The 16,804-nt window shown below is 53.2% G+C and carries 15 protein-coding genes; 12 read left to right on the top strand and 3 right to left on the bottom strand.

The annotated features are described in order from the left end of the window. Positions 1 to 197: 197 nt before the first annotated feature. The gene (locus HY751_09710) at positions 198 to 1,013 is read left to right on the top strand and encodes an aldo/keto reductase (protein MBI4666669.1); all 816 of its coding nucleotides are present in this window, start codon (positions 198 to 200) and stop codon (positions 1,011 to 1,013) included. On the opposite strand, the gene HY751_09715 is transcribed toward HY751_09710, so the two are convergent. Further along, the gene (locus tag HY751_09715; protein MBI4666670.1) at positions 1,006 to 1,995 is read right to left on the bottom strand and encodes a Fic family protein; all 990 of its coding nucleotides are present in this window, start codon (positions 1,993 to 1,995) and stop codon (positions 1,006 to 1,008) included. The genes HY751_09710 and HY751_09715 overlap by 8 nt on opposite strands. Before the next feature lie 695 nt (positions 1,996 to 2,690). Next, entirely contained in the window at positions 2,691 to 3,635 is a 945-nt protein-coding gene (locus tag HY751_09720) for an aldo/keto reductase (GenBank protein ID MBI4666671.1), read from the bottom strand. Positions 3,636 to 3,771: 136 nt separating this feature from the next. On the opposite strand from HY751_09720, the gene HY751_09725 reads away from it, so the two are divergent. The 4 genes from HY751_09725 to HY751_09740 are packed head-to-tail and all read left to right on the top strand — an operon-like array spanning position 3,772 to position 6,229. Next, the gene (locus HY751_09725; protein ID MBI4666672.1) at positions 3,772 to 4,230 is read left to right on the top strand and encodes a M67 family metallopeptidase; all 459 of its coding nucleotides are present in this window, start codon (positions 3,772 to 3,774) and stop codon (positions 4,228 to 4,230) included. Continuing rightward, positions 4,227 to 5,048 carry an ABC transporter ATP-binding protein gene (locus HY751_09730; protein MBI4666673.1) on the top strand — a complete coding sequence of 274 codons (822 nt, stop codon included), beginning with the start codon at positions 4,227 to 4,229 and terminating at the stop codon, positions 5,046 to 5,048. Before HY751_09725 ends, HY751_09730 begins: the two co-directional genes overlap by 4 nt. Further along, the gene (locus HY751_09735) at positions 5,041 to 5,844 is read left to right on the top strand and encodes a metal ABC transporter permease (protein ID MBI4666674.1); all 804 of its coding nucleotides are present in this window, start codon (positions 5,041 to 5,043) and stop codon (positions 5,842 to 5,844) included. The genes HY751_09730 and HY751_09735 overlap by 8 nt, the downstream gene beginning before the upstream one ends. Next, entirely contained in the window at positions 5,837 to 6,229 is a 393-nt protein-coding gene (locus HY751_09740; GenBank protein ID MBI4666675.1) for a DUF309 domain-containing protein, read from the top strand. The genes HY751_09735 and HY751_09740 overlap by 8 nt, the downstream gene beginning before the upstream one ends. Positions 6,230 to 6,232: 3 nt before the next feature. Here the strand turns inward: HY751_09740 and HY751_09745 are convergent, their stop codons facing one another. After that, positions 6,233 to 7,003, bottom strand: coding sequence for a response regulator (locus HY751_09745; protein MBI4666676.1), 771 nt, complete (start codon positions 7,001 to 7,003; stop codon positions 6,233 to 6,235). 403 nt (positions 7,004 to 7,406) lie between these two features. Here HY751_09745 and pyrR point away from each other — a divergent pair, with 403 nt between their 5' ends. Genes pyrR through HY751_09780 form a run of 7 tightly spaced genes read left to right on the top strand, consistent with a single transcriptional unit; the run spans position 7,407 to position 16,804 of the window. Next, positions 7,407 to 7,964, top strand: a complete 558-nt coding sequence (gene pyrR / locus HY751_09750; GenBank protein ID MBI4666677.1) for a bifunctional pyr operon transcriptional regulator/uracil phosphoribosyltransferase PyrR — start codon at positions 7,407 to 7,409, stop codon at positions 7,962 to 7,964. Continuing rightward, entirely contained in the window at positions 7,964 to 8,938 is a 975-nt protein-coding gene (locus HY751_09755) for an aspartate carbamoyltransferase catalytic subunit (GenBank protein ID MBI4666678.1), read from the top strand. The genes pyrR and HY751_09755 overlap by 1 nt, the downstream gene beginning before the upstream one ends. A gap of 45 nt (positions 8,939 to 8,983) precedes the next feature. Further along, the gene (locus HY751_09760) at positions 8,984 to 10,267 is read left to right on the top strand and encodes a dihydroorotase (protein ID MBI4666679.1); all 1,284 of its coding nucleotides are present in this window, start codon (positions 8,984 to 8,986) and stop codon (positions 10,265 to 10,267) included. A gap of 36 nt (positions 10,268 to 10,303) precedes the next feature. After that, entirely contained in the window at positions 10,304 to 11,434 is a 1,131-nt protein-coding gene (gene carA / locus HY751_09765) for a glutamine-hydrolyzing carbamoyl-phosphate synthase small subunit (GenBank protein MBI4666680.1), read from the top strand. After that, a complete protein-coding gene (locus HY751_09770) occupies positions 11,422 to 12,087 on the top strand; it encodes a hypothetical protein (protein ID MBI4666681.1) in 666 nt (221 codons plus the stop codon). The genes carA and HY751_09770 overlap by 13 nt, the downstream gene beginning before the upstream one ends. Further along, the gene (gene carB, locus HY751_09775) at positions 12,088 to 15,309 is read left to right on the top strand and encodes a carbamoyl-phosphate synthase large subunit (protein MBI4666682.1); all 3,222 of its coding nucleotides are present in this window, start codon (positions 12,088 to 12,090) and stop codon (positions 15,307 to 15,309) included. A 16-nt stretch (positions 15,310 to 15,325) separates the two neighbouring features. Then, on the top strand, positions 15,326 to 16,804 hold the full coding sequence (locus HY751_09780; GenBank protein MBI4666683.1) for a transglutaminase domain-containing protein: 1,479 nt from the start codon (positions 15,326 to 15,328) through the stop codon (positions 16,802 to 16,804).

Consider the following 16,804-nt stretch of genomic DNA (forward strand, 5'->3'; position numbering starts at 1 on the left):
TTACAATAAATGGGCGAAACCAAGGGTTCCACGCCCATGAAAGTATATAGCCAAAACTAACCAAACACCCTTGAGCCTTAAGGCTCTTCTATATTGTAAGATAATAAAACCTTACAAGTTATTCAAATTTTAATATCCGGTTGCCCCGCTTGGTTATAAGGTCGTACATTAAACCAATAAGTTAAAGCGGGGAAGTTATGCTTACCAAGGAAGCTTTTAGGGAAGGGGTGTTGGGCCGGACAGGCCGGAAAGTATTAAGGCTTGGCTTGGCCGGGGGATACGGCGTGTCGGCCGAAGGTGTTGAAATGGCGGTGGAAAGGGGGGTTAACTACCTGTATCATGGCTCCATCCGGCGGGACGGCATGACCCAGGCCATAAAGAACCTGACAGGCAAAGGCAAACGGGAGCAGTTGATCATTGTCGCCCAAATATACTGGCGGGAATGGGCTTGGCCGTTTAACAGGAGTTTCTATTCGTTCTTGAAAAATAACGGGTTGGAATATGTGGATGTGTTACTGTTGGGCTGGCACAACGGCCCTCCGTCCCAGAAGACGCTGGATATTTGTAGTGACTTAAAAGTTAAGGGGTTATTCCGGCACCTGGCCATTTCGGGGCATAATAGGAAAGCTTTCCCTGAATTCGCCGCCTCTGGACTGTACGATGCAATGATGACCCGTTATAACGCCGTCCACAGGGGTGCGGAAGACGAGATATTCCCTCATATAGACAAAGAAAGGTCTGTCCGCCCAGCAATCACCACATACACCACCACCTGCTGGGGACAGTTATTGAAATCTGGTAACACCCCCTCTGGCGAGGCGACACCTAAAGCCTCTGATTGTTATAGGTTTGTGATGAGCAACCCTACAGTTGACGTGTGCATGAGCGGGCCTAAAAATATGGATGAGCTGAAAGAAGCCCTATCCGCGCTGGACAAGGGGGAAATGAGCGAGGCGGAAATGAAATGGATGAGAAAAGTTGGGGACTATATCCATTCGGGTAAAGCTAAATAGACCCGTATAACTCAATAAGTTGAGGAACCACATAGACCCGGTTGCGCCGTCTTCCCGTATGTTCCGCCAAAATCCCCAGCGACACCAGCTTCTCCACATTGAATTGCGCCGCCCGGAAAGTAACCCTGCAAACCCGGGCCGCCCGGTTCACCGTTATGGCGGGCAGGCTGAAAAGCTCGTCCAGTAGCTGGGGGAGCACGTTTGAGGCCCGCTCTGCCACCAAAAGCTTTGAATAATCATGATGAAGGGTATCCAGCCTGCCAGTGATATCCACAAGCCGGGCGCTTTGATCGGCAATCATGTCCAGAAACAAACCGGTCCACCCGGCCCAGTCTCCGTTTTGCATAATTTCATAAAAAGCTTTGGCCAGCTTTTCCTTATTTCTTTCAATATAAGGGGTTAAAGGTAATAGTGCCCCATCATGGCCTCCCTGCTTAGATGTCATGAGGCTAAATATCAGGCCCGCCATGATACCGGAGCCCATTTCAAAAGGTTGAAGGGCAACCAGCTGATAATAAACCAGTGTGGCAATTACCAGATCGGGCAAAGAAGGCGGGTGACGGAAGAATTTGTCCAAAGAATACAGGGCTGGCTTAAGGAAATCGACCGGAGGCGGGGTAAAAATATGGGTTGCAGACTCAACACCTAATAAATTAAAGGGTTCCAACTGGGTTTCCCGGAAATTTCCTGCCTCGGCACCCATCTGGCCGAACAGGATATTGTGCAAATCCAGGGTAAGCATAAGGTTTACCGGCAGACCTTTGGATAACTGAAAAGAACCTTGCTCCAAAGCCCGCTGATAATTATCAACCAGTTGATTTATCCGAGCATCGGCTTGATTGTCCATGGCGCGTGATAAAATGGCCGATTCAAAACTGGTTGGCTGGCCATTTAAGCGTGAAAGCGCCGCAACCTCCGCTATCGGCAGGACGCTCCGCAAGAAGCCTAGCAGATTTGGGTGGGCGCCACGTCCAAGAAACATCCCAAAAGCCCGTTCCGCGTTGGCTAATTGGTGGGCAAGAGGCCAAGAAGCCTCCAATGCAGGGGGCAATGGCTCTGGACACCAAGCCCAAACCCCACGCCTAAGGTTTACTAACTTGCCAGGGGAGTTTCTGGTTAGATCAATCCGCCTCATGGCCCTGTTATTATAGTAAATCGTTAATCAGTATATCTAATATTTAATCCCCAAGTAAAGATAAAGGTGAAATGCACGCTATATGATGTATTAATGGCAAGTATTCTGTACTATTATTTTAGATAATAAGGGTTTTTTATAGTATATGGTGTACCGCCCGTCGCGCAGAAATTGATATTCTTGGCCCATAAAGAAAACTGGAATTTCATCATTGCTGACATGGACGGCGGATTACCGGGAGAACCATGCGGCATCTAGTCTTGCGCTCCTCAGGGATGGCGTTTGCGGGGAAGCTGGTGGCGCAGAAGATATATCTGGTTGCGGGCATGGGGCAATAGGGTATATGGCTACCTTTGGCGGACACTCGTGCAATTGTTGATTATTATAAATATATCTATAATAGTATATTTACTTCTCTGATATATCGCTTGCTGGTGAATATAGTGCGACCTACTAATAGAAAAGCCCCAGAGTCACCTCTGGGGCCGGAAAAGCAGTTATTTTAATTTTACAGCTATGGATATATTAACGCTAAAATGCCCCTACCCGGCCAGAGCGGTATCAATAGCGGTAAGGAACTGGCTGTCGATCCTGAGGCTGACAGCGGTGACGTTCTCTTCCACCTGCTCCGGGTTGTTGCATCCCACAATGGCGGAGGTGACCCCTTTCTGTTCCACAAGCCACCGGATGGCAAGTTGGGGCAAGGTCATGCCGTAATCTTCCGCCACTTCCTTTAGCCGTTCCACCTGGTCCATGCCTTTTACGAACGTTTCCGGACGGAAGATGCCGAAGTTTTTCCCATCACGCCAGTCGTCGAACTTGGTGTCTTTCCCGTATTTGCCCGACAGCACGCCGGAAGCCAGTGGGCTATAAGCCAGCACCCCAATATGGTTCTGTGCGCAAAACGGAAGCAAATCCGCCTCAATTTCCCGCTCCAGCACGTTATATTTGGGCTGGACGCAGGCTATTGGCGCTATGCCAATAGCCTCCTGCAGTTGCTCTAGAGTGAAATTGGAAACACCTATCTCCAAAATCTTCCCCTGTTCCTTCATTTTTATCAAAGCGTTCATGGTATCGGCTATGGGCGTTGCGGGGTCTGGCCAATGGATCTGGTATATCTCCACCCGGTCTGTACCAAGTCTTTTAAGGGAATCTTCCAGCTCCTGGGTGATGGACTGGGGGGTCAAATCTTTATAAATTCCGCCGATGGTTGCGTCTTTCCACTTTAAGCCGCACTTGGTGGCAAGAACCACTTTGTCGCGACGGCCCGCGATGGCTTTTCCGATCAACTCTTCGGCCAGCCCCATCCCGTAAACCGGGGCGGTATCTATGCAATTTATCCCGGCGCCGATGGCTGTTTGGATGGCCTGGACGGATATCTCTGAATCCTGCGGCGCCCAGAAAGGGGCGCCCCCTATTCTCCATGTACCCAGGGTCAATGGCGTTACAGATATTTTGGAACCGCCGGCCAGTTGTCTGGTTTCCATTTTCATCCCACTTCAAAATTATTGAACTTCGGGTTTCATTGTAATTTAATTTCGGGCCCGTTCACGAAAATTAAATCCCGCCGCCAAGTTTGCCGAATATAATAAACTTCTCGAAATTCAACGGTAAATGGTGGAAATGTTTAAACTCAGGCCGGAAGACCTGGAGGTAATGTTCGCCCACGCAAGAAGGGAGTTTCCCAACGAATGTTGCGGGGTTATTTTGGGCGCTCTGGGGGATTATTCCAAGAACGAGGTGCGCCCATGCGCCAACATCCAGCATCAATTGAAAGAGAAATACCCCGAGCTTTACACCCGGGACGCGGATACAGGTTATTTCATGGATCCCAAGGATCTAAAACACGCGTTCGAGGATGCGATGAAGAATGGAAAAACGGTGATCGGTTTCTATCATTCCCATCCGGGCCACGAAGCTTATTGGTCCGGCGAGGACCACCGGGCCGCCATGTGGGCTGGTAGTGACGAGCCATCTTTCCCGGACGCGTCCCACGTGGTCATCTCCGTCTATGAAGACGGCGTAAAAGGCCATGCGGTTTTCTCATGGAGCCCGGCGGAAGGAAGATTTGCGCGAAAATGAAGCCTAACTCCGGAGCCGGGCCCTATGTGGTGGAGGTGGAGAACCTTGTGGTTCGCTACAAGGGCAGGGTGGCCCTGGACGGGGTCACCTTACGCATCGCCGCCCAACGGTTCGCCGGTATCATTGGCCCCAACGGCGCGGGGAAAACCACGTTGTTGCGGGCCCTGTTAGGGTTGGTGAAACCCGAAAGCGGGATAATAAAAGTGTTCGGCCACCCGCCTGGCCACTCACACAATTTGATCGGGTATGTGCCCCAATCCTCGGTATTCGAAAGCCGGTTCCCCATCAAATCCCGCGAGGTTGTGATGATGGGCCGTTACGGCAGGCTTGGGTGGGGTAAGGCGCCGGGTAAAGAAGACCAGCTGGCCGTGGACGACGCCATCACCCGCGTGGGCATCCTGGATCTGGCGGATAAGCGGTTCGGCTCCCTTTCCGGGGGTGAGCGCCAAAAGGTTTTGATAGCCCGCGCCCTGTGCGCCCAGCCGAAGTTATTGTTGCTGGACGAGCCCACCACCGGGGTGGATATCCTTTCGCAAGACTCTTTTTACACGCTTATAAAAGAGCTACTGCTCGATTTAAAAATGACCGTTGTCCTGGTGAGCCATGACGTGGGCGTGATCTCCAGCATTGTGGACGACCTTATATGCATCAACCAGCGGGTTTTCTGCCACGACTCGCCGGCCAATGTTATCGCCGGGGGTGTGATTGGGGATGCCTACGGGAGCCAGTGGGAGATTCTCATGCACGGCCACGCGGTGCCTCACAGGCTGGTAAGCCAGCACGGGCACAAGCATGAAGAGGACAAGGGCCATGATTGAGCTATTGTCCCAGGGGTTCATGGTTCGCGCCCTGGCGGCGGGGCTGATCATCGGTTCGCTCTGCGCGATATTGTCGGTGGTGGTGGTGCTAAAGAAAATGTCATTCATGGGGGCTGGTATATCCCACTCAGCTTTCGGCGGCGTGGCCTTAGGCGCATTGCTGGGGACGGATTTCATGTATTCGGCGCTGGGCTTTTCGGTGTTTGCGGCGCTTTGCATAGCGTGGATGTCCAGAAGAGGGGGCATTCACGAAGACACCGGCGTGGGAGTGATGTTCGCCGCCTCCATGGCTTTCGGCGTGTTGTGCCTTGGCCTGGCCAAGGGATATAACATAGACCTGTTCGCTTTTCTGTTCGGCTCAATCCTGGCGGTTTCCGAGGCGGATTTGATCCTGGCCATGGGGGCGCTTATTATCACCGCCGCGCTGATGATGGTGTTTTACAAAGAAATTAAAGTCTATTGTTTCGACGAGGAATGGGCCAAAGTTTCCGGCGTGAACGTGGAACGGCTACAGGATATGCTGTTGGTGATGATAGCCGTGGCGGTAGTGGTGTCCATAAAACTTCTGGGTATCGTGCTGGTGTCGGCCCTGCTGGTAATCCCCGGCGCGGTGGGCTACATGCTGGCCAGCACTTACAAGTCACAATACATGATTTCCCTGGCCTGCGCCGTTATCTCGGTAATATGCGGGCTTGTCCTTTCTTACCATTTCGATATCGCCTCCGGCGCCACCATTGTGCTTTCCGCCACGGCGCTTTTCGGATTGACGGCCATTGTGGCCCCAGCGCGTGGATAACGGAAAAATAGTCCTGCCGGAATCTGGCGGAAAAGGGGTGGAGCTTTTCAACGCGGGCAAATATTTCCAATGCCACGACGTTTTCGAGGAGCTGTGGATAAGCGCCCGGGGCGAGGAAAAGATATATTACCAAGGGATCATCCAGCTCGCGGTGGCGTTATACAAAATAGTGGACGAACCGAACTGGCGCGGCGCCACAAGCCTTCTAACCACCGGCTCCAGCTTATTAAAAAGCGTCAACGGAGAGAGGGCCGGGATAGACATAAAAGACGCGGTGGATAAGGCTGAAACCCTGCTGGCGTCTCTGGAAAAGATGGGGCCTGAAAGAATGGGGGAGATAAAGCGGGAAGGGCTGTTTAAGCTGAATTACCGACAGCAGTTGTAAAACTCACTCGGCGAAGGCCACGCTGGTTTCCTCGTCGGAAAGCGCTTTAAGCTGTTTTATCAGGCCGCTTAAATTCTCCATGGCCGTCTCGTCCAAATCCATAAATTTGAACGCGGCCAATATCAACAAATCGCTTTCCGGCTGGCTCTTGCAGTTTTCCACCCGCATAAGCTCCGCCTTCACGCTGAACACGCTATGGTTAAAATGGAAGGCCACGTTGGCTATGTCGTAGATACAACCGCTACCGGCGCGGAATACCGGGGCCAGCGTCAAGAAGCCGCCCATAGACAGGTTCACAAGGGAGCTTTGATATGCCCCGCCGGTGGAGAACCTGATTTCCACTTTAACGTTCGAAAGACTCAAGTAACGCTCCATAGAGCGGCGCTCCTGCAAACTCAAGACACGCCGGATTTTTTGCACCAGGGCTGTGGCCGTGAAAGGTTTTACAAGGTAGTCGGTTACACCGGCCTCAATAGCGGCCATCAGCGACTCTTTGTCGTTCCTGCCGGTTATCATTATAAATGGGGTTTTGGCTGTTGCCGGATTTTGGCGGACTCTTTTTAAAAACTCGTCCCCACGGACACCGGGCATTTCCCAGTCGCTGAATATCCAGTCTATCCTTTGGGTCCCGCCTTCCACCATGCGGCACGCGTCCAGCCCGTTGCCCATGCTGATAATCTGGTGGCAATTCAAATGGGTTTTCAGGACGGACGACACATAACTTCTTATCGTGGCCGAATCCTCCACGATAAGCGCGATGGTGTTGTGAAACATGCCTATCCCCTCACTATCCGGTTAGATGATAACAGATGAAGGGTGATGGATTCACTCTTATTTCAAGTCTATTCAGTGGGTTCAATAAAACGCGCGAAAATGGGGGAAGAAAAGGCGCGATTGCCCTTGCAAGCTGTGACGGCTCTCTGATAAAGTTTTTCAGGAAGGCGGAATCTTTAAAGTAGTCCGGTGAGGCTAAAAAGATCGCTCGGAAGGCGGTGGTTCGCCCACACGCTTAAGCCCGACAGACTAGAGATGTGACCCATGGCGTATGTGGTGGTTTCAATCTCTCCTCCAATGCCGCTCCGGCTCTGGTTCCCTTTCAACAAGGGTTGGCTGTTTATTTAATCCCTAACAGGCAAGGTCATAATTGTCCCAGGCTGAAGAGAAAAAAAACGACAAGCTGGCGGATTCCAGCGTAATCCTAACCCCGGTCAAGATGCGGCAGACCATAACCCGCATAGCCCACGAAATTGTGGAGCGGAACCGGGACTTGAACGATTTGGCCATCGTTGGGATTGTCACCCGGGGCGCCGTATTGGCCGACAGGCTGGCCAGGGAATTGAAGAAAATAGCGGAAGTAACCATTGCGACAGGATATTTGGACCCTACCTTCTACCGGGACGATTTCCACAGCCGGGGCCAGGAATTTGAGGCCAAGAAGACAGACATCCCTTTTTCGGTCACCAATAAAACAGTCCTTCTGGTGGACGACGTGCTGTTCACCGGAAGGACCATCAACGCGGCCATAGCCCATCTTTTCGATTTGGGAAGGCCAAAGCAGGTCCAACTGGCCGTATTGATAGACCGGGGGCATAGGGAATTGCCCATCCGGCCGGACTATTGCGGCAAGAGCGTGCCTACCCAATATGTTGAAAAAATAAGGGTACGGTTCAAGGAATGTGACGGGAAAGATATCGTGGTGAGCGGCTTAACCGAAAAAATACCGGATCTGGATTGATGTCGGAAAAAGGATTTACCCAGAAAAGGCGGCTACTTTCCGCGGCGGACCTTACCATCGAGGATGTGGAGAGGATTTTAAACACCGCCTCGGCCATGAAAGAGGTGTCCACCAGGGATGTAAAGAAAATACCTCCGCTCCGGGGCAAAACCATTATCAATTGCTTTCTGGAGCCCTCCACCCGGACTAAAACCAGCTTCGAGATAGCCGGAAAACGGCTCTCGGCGGACGTGATAAATATCAGCGCCACCGGCTCCTCCCTTTCCAAAGGAGAAACCATTAAGGACATGGCGAGGAACCTTTCCGCCATGAAACCAGACTTGGTGGTTGTCCGAAGCCAGTACTCCGGGATTCCCCTCAGAATCTCTGAATGGATAGACTGTGCTGTGGTAAACGCCGGGGATGGAAGGCATGAACACCCCACCCAAAGTTTGCTGGACCTGTTTACCATCCGGGAGAAAAAAGGCCCCCTGGACAATTTGAATATTTCAATAATTGGAGATATTTTGAACAGCCGGGTAGCCCGGTCTAACATCATATTAATGAAGCTATTAGGCGCAAACATCACGCTCTGTGGCCCTGCCACTTTGCTACCTGTTTGCGATATATCCTGCGATAATAACAGGCCTGCCGGACTGGTTGTGGACAGGGTGACGAATTCACTTAAAGAAGCGGTGACCGGGGCCGATGTGGTGATGATGCTCCGCATCCAGACCGAACGCCTTAACGAGAAGAAATTTCCAAACCTGAGAGAATATTCTAAGCTGTACGGATTGTCCCCGGAAACCCTGAAACTGGCCGCCAAGGATCCGCTGGTTCTGCACCCCGGCCCCATCAACCGGGGGGTGGAAATATCCCCTGAAGTGGCGGATGGGCCTTGGTGCGTGATGCTGGACCAAGTCACCAACGGTGTGGCTGTCAGGATGGCGGTACTATATCTTCTCCTTGGGGGAGGTTCGGCTAGTAATGCTTGATTTATCACACTTTATAATTGTACATATTAGTTCTATATCTGCACTATGAGCGTAAAAAGGTTATTGATAAAAGGCGGCAGGGTGATTGATCCCGCCAGCGGTGTGGATGGAATCCGAGATGTTCTCGTTGAGAAGGGTATTATTTCAATTATTGATATATCTATCCAGACTGAGGACGCAAAAGTTCTAAGCGCCGAGGGCAAATGGGTGGTTCCTGGCTTGGTGGACATGCATGTCCATCTCAGGGAGCCGGGGTACGAATATAAAGAAACTATCGAAACTGGAACTAAGTCCGCCGCCGCTGGAGGGTTTACCTCGGTGGCATGCATGGCCAACACCAACCCGGTAAACGATTGCGCCCAAGTTACGGAGTTCATCCGGAACATGGCCAAATCCAAAGGAGCCGTAAACGTATTCCCCATCGGCGCCATCACCAAAGGATTAAAGGGGGAAGCTTTGGCGGATATTGCGGAAATGGCCGAAGCCGGGGTGGTGGCATTGTCGGATGACGGCAAATGCGTGATGAACGCGGCGGTGATGCGGGCGGCCATAGAATATGCAGGCATGTTTGGGCTTGCCATTATCGAGCATGCGGAAGATATTGATTTAAAACAGAATGGCGTTATGAACGAGGGGGTGGTATCCACCCGGCTTGGGCTGGTGGGTGCGCCAAGGATCTCGGAAGACACCATAACCGCAAGGGATATTAGCTTGGCGGAATATACCGGGGGGCATGTGCATTTCGCCCATGTGTCCACCGCCGGAGCCGTGGAGCTTATCCGGTTCGCCAAGCAAAAAGGGGTTAAAGTGACGGCCGAAGCCGCGCCCCACCATTTCACCCTGACAGACGAGGCGGTGGGTGAGTACGACACCAACGCCAAAATGGCCCCTCCACTAAGGGAATCCAGGGATATTAATGCAATAATTCAAGGACTTGCCGATGGGACGATAGACTGTATCGCCACCGATCACGCGCCCCACGGCATAGCGGAAAAAGAGGTGGAGTTCGATTCCGCCGCATTTGGTATCGTAGGGCTGGAAACGGCGGTTCCTTTAAGCTTGGGCCTGGTAAGGGATGGCAGGCTCACCCCCTTGCGGCTGGTGGAGGTGATGTCCTTTAACCCCTCTAAAATATTGAAGATAAACCGTGGGACCATCCAGCCCGGAGCCGTGGCGGACATAACTATAATAGACCCGGATAAAGAATGGGTTGTAGAACCCTCCCAGTTTAAATCCAAGGGGAGAAACACCCCCTTCGCGGGCTGGAAAATGAAGGGAAAAGCGGTGGCAACGATTGTAAACGGAAATGTGGCCTACGAAGATAACTAATTAATAACATGATATATATTTATTTCAGTATTTGATATGTTAAAAGAGAGAGCGTATCTGGCGTTATCTGATGGAAGGGTATTCACAGGCAGGCCATTAGGCATGCGCGGGGAGACTTCCGGCGAGGTTGTCTTCAACACTTCCATGATGGGGTATCAGGAGATACTTACCGATCCTTCTTATGAAGGGCAGATGGTTACCATGACATACCCTTTGATCGGCAATTATGGCGTGAACACGGAGGATGTGGAGTCGCGCCGGGTGTTCTCATCGGGTTTCATAATAAAAGAGGAGAGCGCCATGGCCTCCAATTTCCGCCAGTCCCAGAGTTTGGGTGATTATTTGCGGGAGATGGGGGTGGTGGGTATTCAGGGGATAGACACCCGGGCGCTCACCAAGCACATCAGGGAAAAAGGCTCCATGCCGGGGGTGATAAGCTCCAGCGGTAACAATATGGACTTGGTGGTGGAGAAAGCCAAAATCCTTAAAAACCTGGACGGGATAGATTTGGCGGCCAAAGTTACCTGCTCGGCCCCATATAAATGGGATTCCGGGTTATGGAGGCTGGGAAAAGGGTTTGAGCCGTTGGCCAAACCGGCCAGGTTCAAGGTTGTGGCTGTGGATACTGGTATAAAGCACAACATCTTGCGCAACCTTGTGTCCGCCGGGTGTGATGTGACTGTCGTCCCGGCGAATATGAACGCCGAGGCGATCCTGGATTTTGCCCCGGATGGCGTATTTTTGAGCAACGGCCCGGGAGATCCGGCGGCGGTACCTTATTTGGCGAAAACCATCAAACAGTTGATGGGTAAAAAACCCATTTTCGGTATATGCCTGGGTCATCAGATACTATCAATCGCCCTGGGCGCCAAAACTTACCGGTTGAAGTTCGGCCATCACGGGGGTAACCAGCCGGTGATGGATTTGACCACCGGGAAAGTGGAAATTACCGCCCAGAACCACAATTTCGCGGTGGATAAAGACTCTATCCCGGCGGATGTGGAAGTTACCCATGTCAATTTGAACGATGGAACCGTTGAGGGGATACGGTCAAAATCGGCTCCGGTGTTTTCGGTGCAATACCATCCGGAGGCGTCGCCGGGTCCGCACGACTCATCTTATCTCTTCACGCGGTTCACGGATATGATGGAAAAATGGCCGCAGTAAAGATTTCATACGAAGCGCCAATCCGGGGATTGCTGGAGGATATTTCCCGGTTCGCCGCCACCGGACGGTTCGAGACCATGGCGCGCAACGCCCGTTCGGTTTATGACCGGCGCGTGGGAGTTATCCATTCAGACGACACTTGGTACGAGACGCGCATGGTTTCGTTTATGGAATGGTTTATCTTCGACTATGCGGAAGACCCGGCCAATGGAGGCAAAACCATTTTCCAGCTATTCCTGGAAGAAAACACCTTCGCGCTGGACACGCAGAACCGGGAAATAGCCGAAGCGCTGGCCAAACATGAGATGGACGTGTTCCGCGTAAAATGGAGCGCCGAAGGGGTGATGAAAGTCACGGCGATATTCAAGGACGTGAACATTCTGTTCGCCGACGAGCGGAGCGGCACTTTTAAGAGTGGCGACCTGTTCAGCGGCCGGGCCCTTTTTTATAAAGAGCGGTGGTACTTGTCCAACGGCCTTTGCGTGCACCCATCCAAAGCCCGGCGGACGATTAAAAAAGAGATGAAAGGCTTTAGAAAAACCGCTGGCGCGGACATAAGGGATTACCTGCTCACCCTCACCGCCATGAGTTTGAAATGGGAACGTTCCCGGAACATAGACATAAACGACATTTACAAACCGGTGATCGTATAAATGCCAAAACGTACTGACATAAATAAAATCCTCATTATCGGCGCGGGGCCGATCGTGATAGGCCAGGCTTGCGAGTTCGACTATTCCGGCGCCCAGGCCTGCAAGGCGCTCAAGGAAGAGGGTTACACCGTTTGTCTCGTCAACTCCAATCCGGCCACGATTATGACCGACCCGGAGCTGGCCGACCGCACATATATAGAACCCCTCACCGTGGACATGCTGGAGCGGATTATCGCGAGGGAACGGCCGGACGCCATCCTTCCCACAGTGGGAGGGCAGACGGCGCTGAACCTTGCCGTGGGACTCGCGGAGGCGGGCGTTCTGGACAAATACGGCGCGGAGCTTATCGGCGCCAAACTGCCAGCCATTAAAAAGGCGGAAGACCGCAACCTGTTCAAACAGGCCATGCTGGAGATAGGGCTTACGGTGCCATTGTCCGCCATGGCCCACAACATGGAAGAGGCTCGGTCTGCGTTGAAAACCGTGGGGCTTCCGGCAATCCTTCGCCCCGCGTTCACCCTGGGGGGCGCGGGCGGGGCCGTGGCCACCACCGAAGAGGAATACGAAAAATATTGCGCCTACGGGTTATCTGTAAGCCCTGTCTCCCAGCTCCTAATCGAGCAATCCATATCGGGCTGGAAAGAGTACGAGCTGGAGGTGATGCGCGACCTTAACGACAACGTGGTGATCATCTGCTCCATCGAGAATTTCGACCCCATGGGCATCCACACCGGCGACTCCATCACCGTAGCCCCGGCCCAAACGTTGACGGACAGGGAATACCAGATTATGCGCGACGCGGCGCTGAAAATAATCCGCGAGATAGGGGTGGACACCGGCGGCTCCAACATCCAGTTCGCCGTGAATCCAAAGACCGGCGACCTGGTGATAATAGAGATGAATCCGCGCGTGTCCCGCTCGTCGGCGCTGGCGTCGAAAGCCACGGGGTTCCCCATCGCAAAGATAGCGGCGAAACTGGCGGTGGGCTACACGCTGGACGAGATAAGGAACGACATTACCAAGGTCACACCCTCATCGTTCGAGCCTTCCATAGATTATTGCGTGGTAAAAGTCCCCAGGTTCGCGTTCGAAAAATTCCCGAAGGCGGACCGGCGGCTGACCACGCAGATGAAATCCGTGGGAGAGGTGATGAGCATCGGCCGCACCTTCAAGGAGGCGTTCCAGAAAGCCATCCGCTCGCTGGAGCTGGGCTCTTTCGGTTTCGAGGAGCATACATCGGCCACCATTGAAGAGGTTATCGAAAAGATGGCCGTGCCCTCATGGGACAGGCTATGGTACGTGGCGGAGGCCATGCGGCGCGGCCTGCCGATGGAAAAGGTGTGGGAAATAACGGCCATTGACCGCTGGTTTTTGCGAAACATAAAAGACATTCTGGACGCCGAGAGGGACATAAAAGAAAAAGGGCTGGAGGACGCCGACAACCTGCGGTGGTGGAAGGCCATGGGCTTTTCGGACCGGCGGCTGGCGGCGTTGACCGGGAAAACCGAAGACGAGGTGAGACACCTGAGGGGCGATACCGGCGTGAAACCGGTTTACAAACGGGTGGACACCTGCGCGGCGGAGTTCGAGGCCCATACGCCATACCTTTATTCCACGTATGAAGAGGAATGCGAGGCGGAGCCGACAGACCGCAAAAAGGTGATGATATTGGGCGGCGGGCCCAACCGGATAGGGCAGGGGATAGAGTTCGACTATTGCTGTGTCCACGCGGCGAAAGGGCTGAAGAAAGACGGTTACGAGACCATCATGGTCAACTGCAACCCGGAAACCGTATCCACGGATTACGATACGTCCGACCGGCTCTACTTCGAGCCGCTGACGCTGGAAGACGTGCTTTCCATCATCGAGGTGGAAAAACCTTACGGCGTTATAGTCCAGTTCGGCGGGCAAACCCCGTTGAACCTGGCCAGGACGCTCAAAAAAGCCGGGGCGCCGATTATCGGAACCACGCCGGAATCCATCCATCGCGCCGAGGACCGGGAAAGTTTCAAGGAGATGCTTCACAAACTCGGCTTGAAACAGCCGGACAACGGCATCGCCACCAACCCGGAGCAGGCGCTTACCATAGCGCGGCGGATAGGTTACCCGGTGGTGGTGCGCCCTTCATACGTGCTGGGCGGTCGGGCCATGGAGATAGTTTACGACGATGAAGCGCTGGAATATTACATGGCCCATGCCGTGAAAGCCTCGCCGGACCATCCCGTGCTTATAGACAAGTTTTTGAGCGACGCCATCGAGATGGATGTGGACGCCATATCCGACGGCGAGATGGTGGTCATCGGCGGCGTGATGGAGCATATAGAAGAAGCGGGAGTGCATTCGGGAGACTCCGCCTGCTCCCTGCCTCCGCGCAACATAAGCAAAAAGCTGGTGGACGAAGTGAAACGCCAGACAAAAGCCATGGCCATAGAGCTGGGCACAGTGGGCCTGATAAACGTCCAGTTCGCCATAAAAGACGACCAGATATATGTGCTGGAGGTGAACCCAAGGGCCTCCCGCACCATACCATTCGTGTCGAAAACCATCGGCGTTCCGCTGGCCCAGCTGGCGGCGCGGGTGATGGCCGGAAAGAAACTTCCAGAGCTTGGATTCACCGAAGAAGTGGTTCACGAACATGTGGCGGTGAAAGAGTCGGTGTTCCCGTTCATAAAATTCCCGAACGTGGATACCATTTTAGGCCCCGAGATGAAATCCACCGGCGAGGTTATGGGGTTGGACAGGTCGTTCCCCCGTTCATTCGGCAAGGCCACGCTGGCCTCCGGCTCCACATTGCCGGAAGGGGGCACGGTGTTCATATCTGTGATGGACAAAGACAAAGCCCGCACCATGAGCATCGCCAAAACCCTGGGCGAATTTGGTTTTAAAATTCTGGCTACCAGGGGAACCGGCGGTAAGCTTAATGCGGCTGGGATAGCAGTGGAGGTCGTCCATAAAGTGGGGGAAGGCACCCCCACTTGCGTGGACCGTATAAAGGAAGGCGGAGTGGACCTGGTGATAAACACCACATCCGGCAAGAAATCCATTGAAGACTCTTATGAGATCCGGCGCATGGCGCTACACAAGAATATTCCGTACTTCACAACCATCCAAGGGGCCGAAGCGGCGGTGCTGGCCATTACGGCCAGGTTCCGGCAGGACATGGAGGCGCGAACGCTTCAGGAGTATTTTGAGGATATGGCCCTGCGAGGCGCCGCCAGATAATTTTCAGGTATCGGCATTGAACCATAAATTGGCCTGGGTTCTTGCGGCGTTATTCCTTGCCCTGCCGTTCAACGGCTACGCCGCGGAGCCGATGAGGGAGTGGCAGAACCGGACATACGAGAAAACCCTGTCCGAAAACTGGATGAACATCTTCTTCCAGGGGCAGAAAATCGGTTTCTCCTTCGAAAAGGTTGAAACCGGCCCGAAGGGTTTTCGGGTTACAGGCCGGGCGGTGGTGAAGTTCGCCGTGGCGGACACCACGCAGGACATGTCTTTTTCCCAGACCTATTATCTCGAGCCCGATTACCGCATGAAAGGGTTCGTGTCGCTCCACACCATGCAGAACCAGCGTCAGCAAACCGTGGGCGAGGTGGCAGGTAAAGATCTGAACCTGGACATCACCGGGGCGGGCGGCTCCCGGCGGGTAACAAAAAAACTGGAAACCGGCGTATATTTCGCGGAGACGCTGGAGCTGATGCTGAAGGATAAACTGAAACCCGGATTCAAGGGCAAGTTCCCCATCTATCTGGCGGAAATGCGCGCCATGGATGAAATCGCTGTGGAGGTTATAGGCCGGCAAACCATTCAGCATGAGGGCAAACCGGTGGATACGCTGGTGACGCAAACCAGCATCCGTGGCATATCCACCAAAAGCTACATAGGCGCTAATGGTGAAAAACTCCGGGAGGAAAGCCCCATGGGGTTCACCTCCATAAAAGTGTCAGAGCGGGAGGCCATTAGCATGCCCGCGGCCACCATACCTATAACAAGCCTTATCACGTTCAGTCTTATAAAGCCGAGCAAACCAATTAAAGATCCGCTGGCGCTAAAAGAGCTTAAATTAACGGTGGGCGGGTTTGAGTCGCCGGTAATCCTTCCCTCCGACGAACGCCAGACCACGGGCAGGCCGGAGTGGAGAAAAGGCGCGGACGGGAAGAGCAAACTGAGCATACCGGTGACCATAAAGAAGCTGGCGCCAAAGCAGGATTTGCCGCTGGCGCGGGTTTCCCGGATGGAGGAGGGTTACTTGAAACCCACGCCGGAAATCCAGAGCGACAACAAGCTGATAGCCTCCGAGGCCAGAAAAATGGTGGGTCATGAGAAGGACGCTTACAAGGCGGCCATCCTTATCAACCGGTGGGTTTTTTCCAACGTGAAAAAAAAGCTGGTGGACTCCTTCACGGCCATTGACGTACTGTTGTCAAAAGAAGGAGAATGCCAGAGCCATACAAACCTGTTCGCCGCCTTGGCTAGAAGCGTGGGGATACCAACCCGCGTCGCGGCGGGGCTGGTGTATTCTGTGGAGCACCAGGGGTTTTTATTCCACGCCTGGCCCGAAGTTTACGTGGGCCAATGGATAAGCGTTGATCCTACATTGGGGCAAGACGTGGCGGACGCCACCCATATTAAACTAACAGACGGGGAATACGAAAACTTGATAAAGCTACTCCAGTTCCTCGTTAAGATAAATATTACTGTGGAACCGGCGGGTTAA

It is taken from the genome of Nitrospinota bacterium (assembly GCA_016208975.1).
Classification (GTDB): domain Bacteria; phylum Nitrospinota_A; class UBA7883; order UBA7883; family JACRLM01; genus JACQXA01.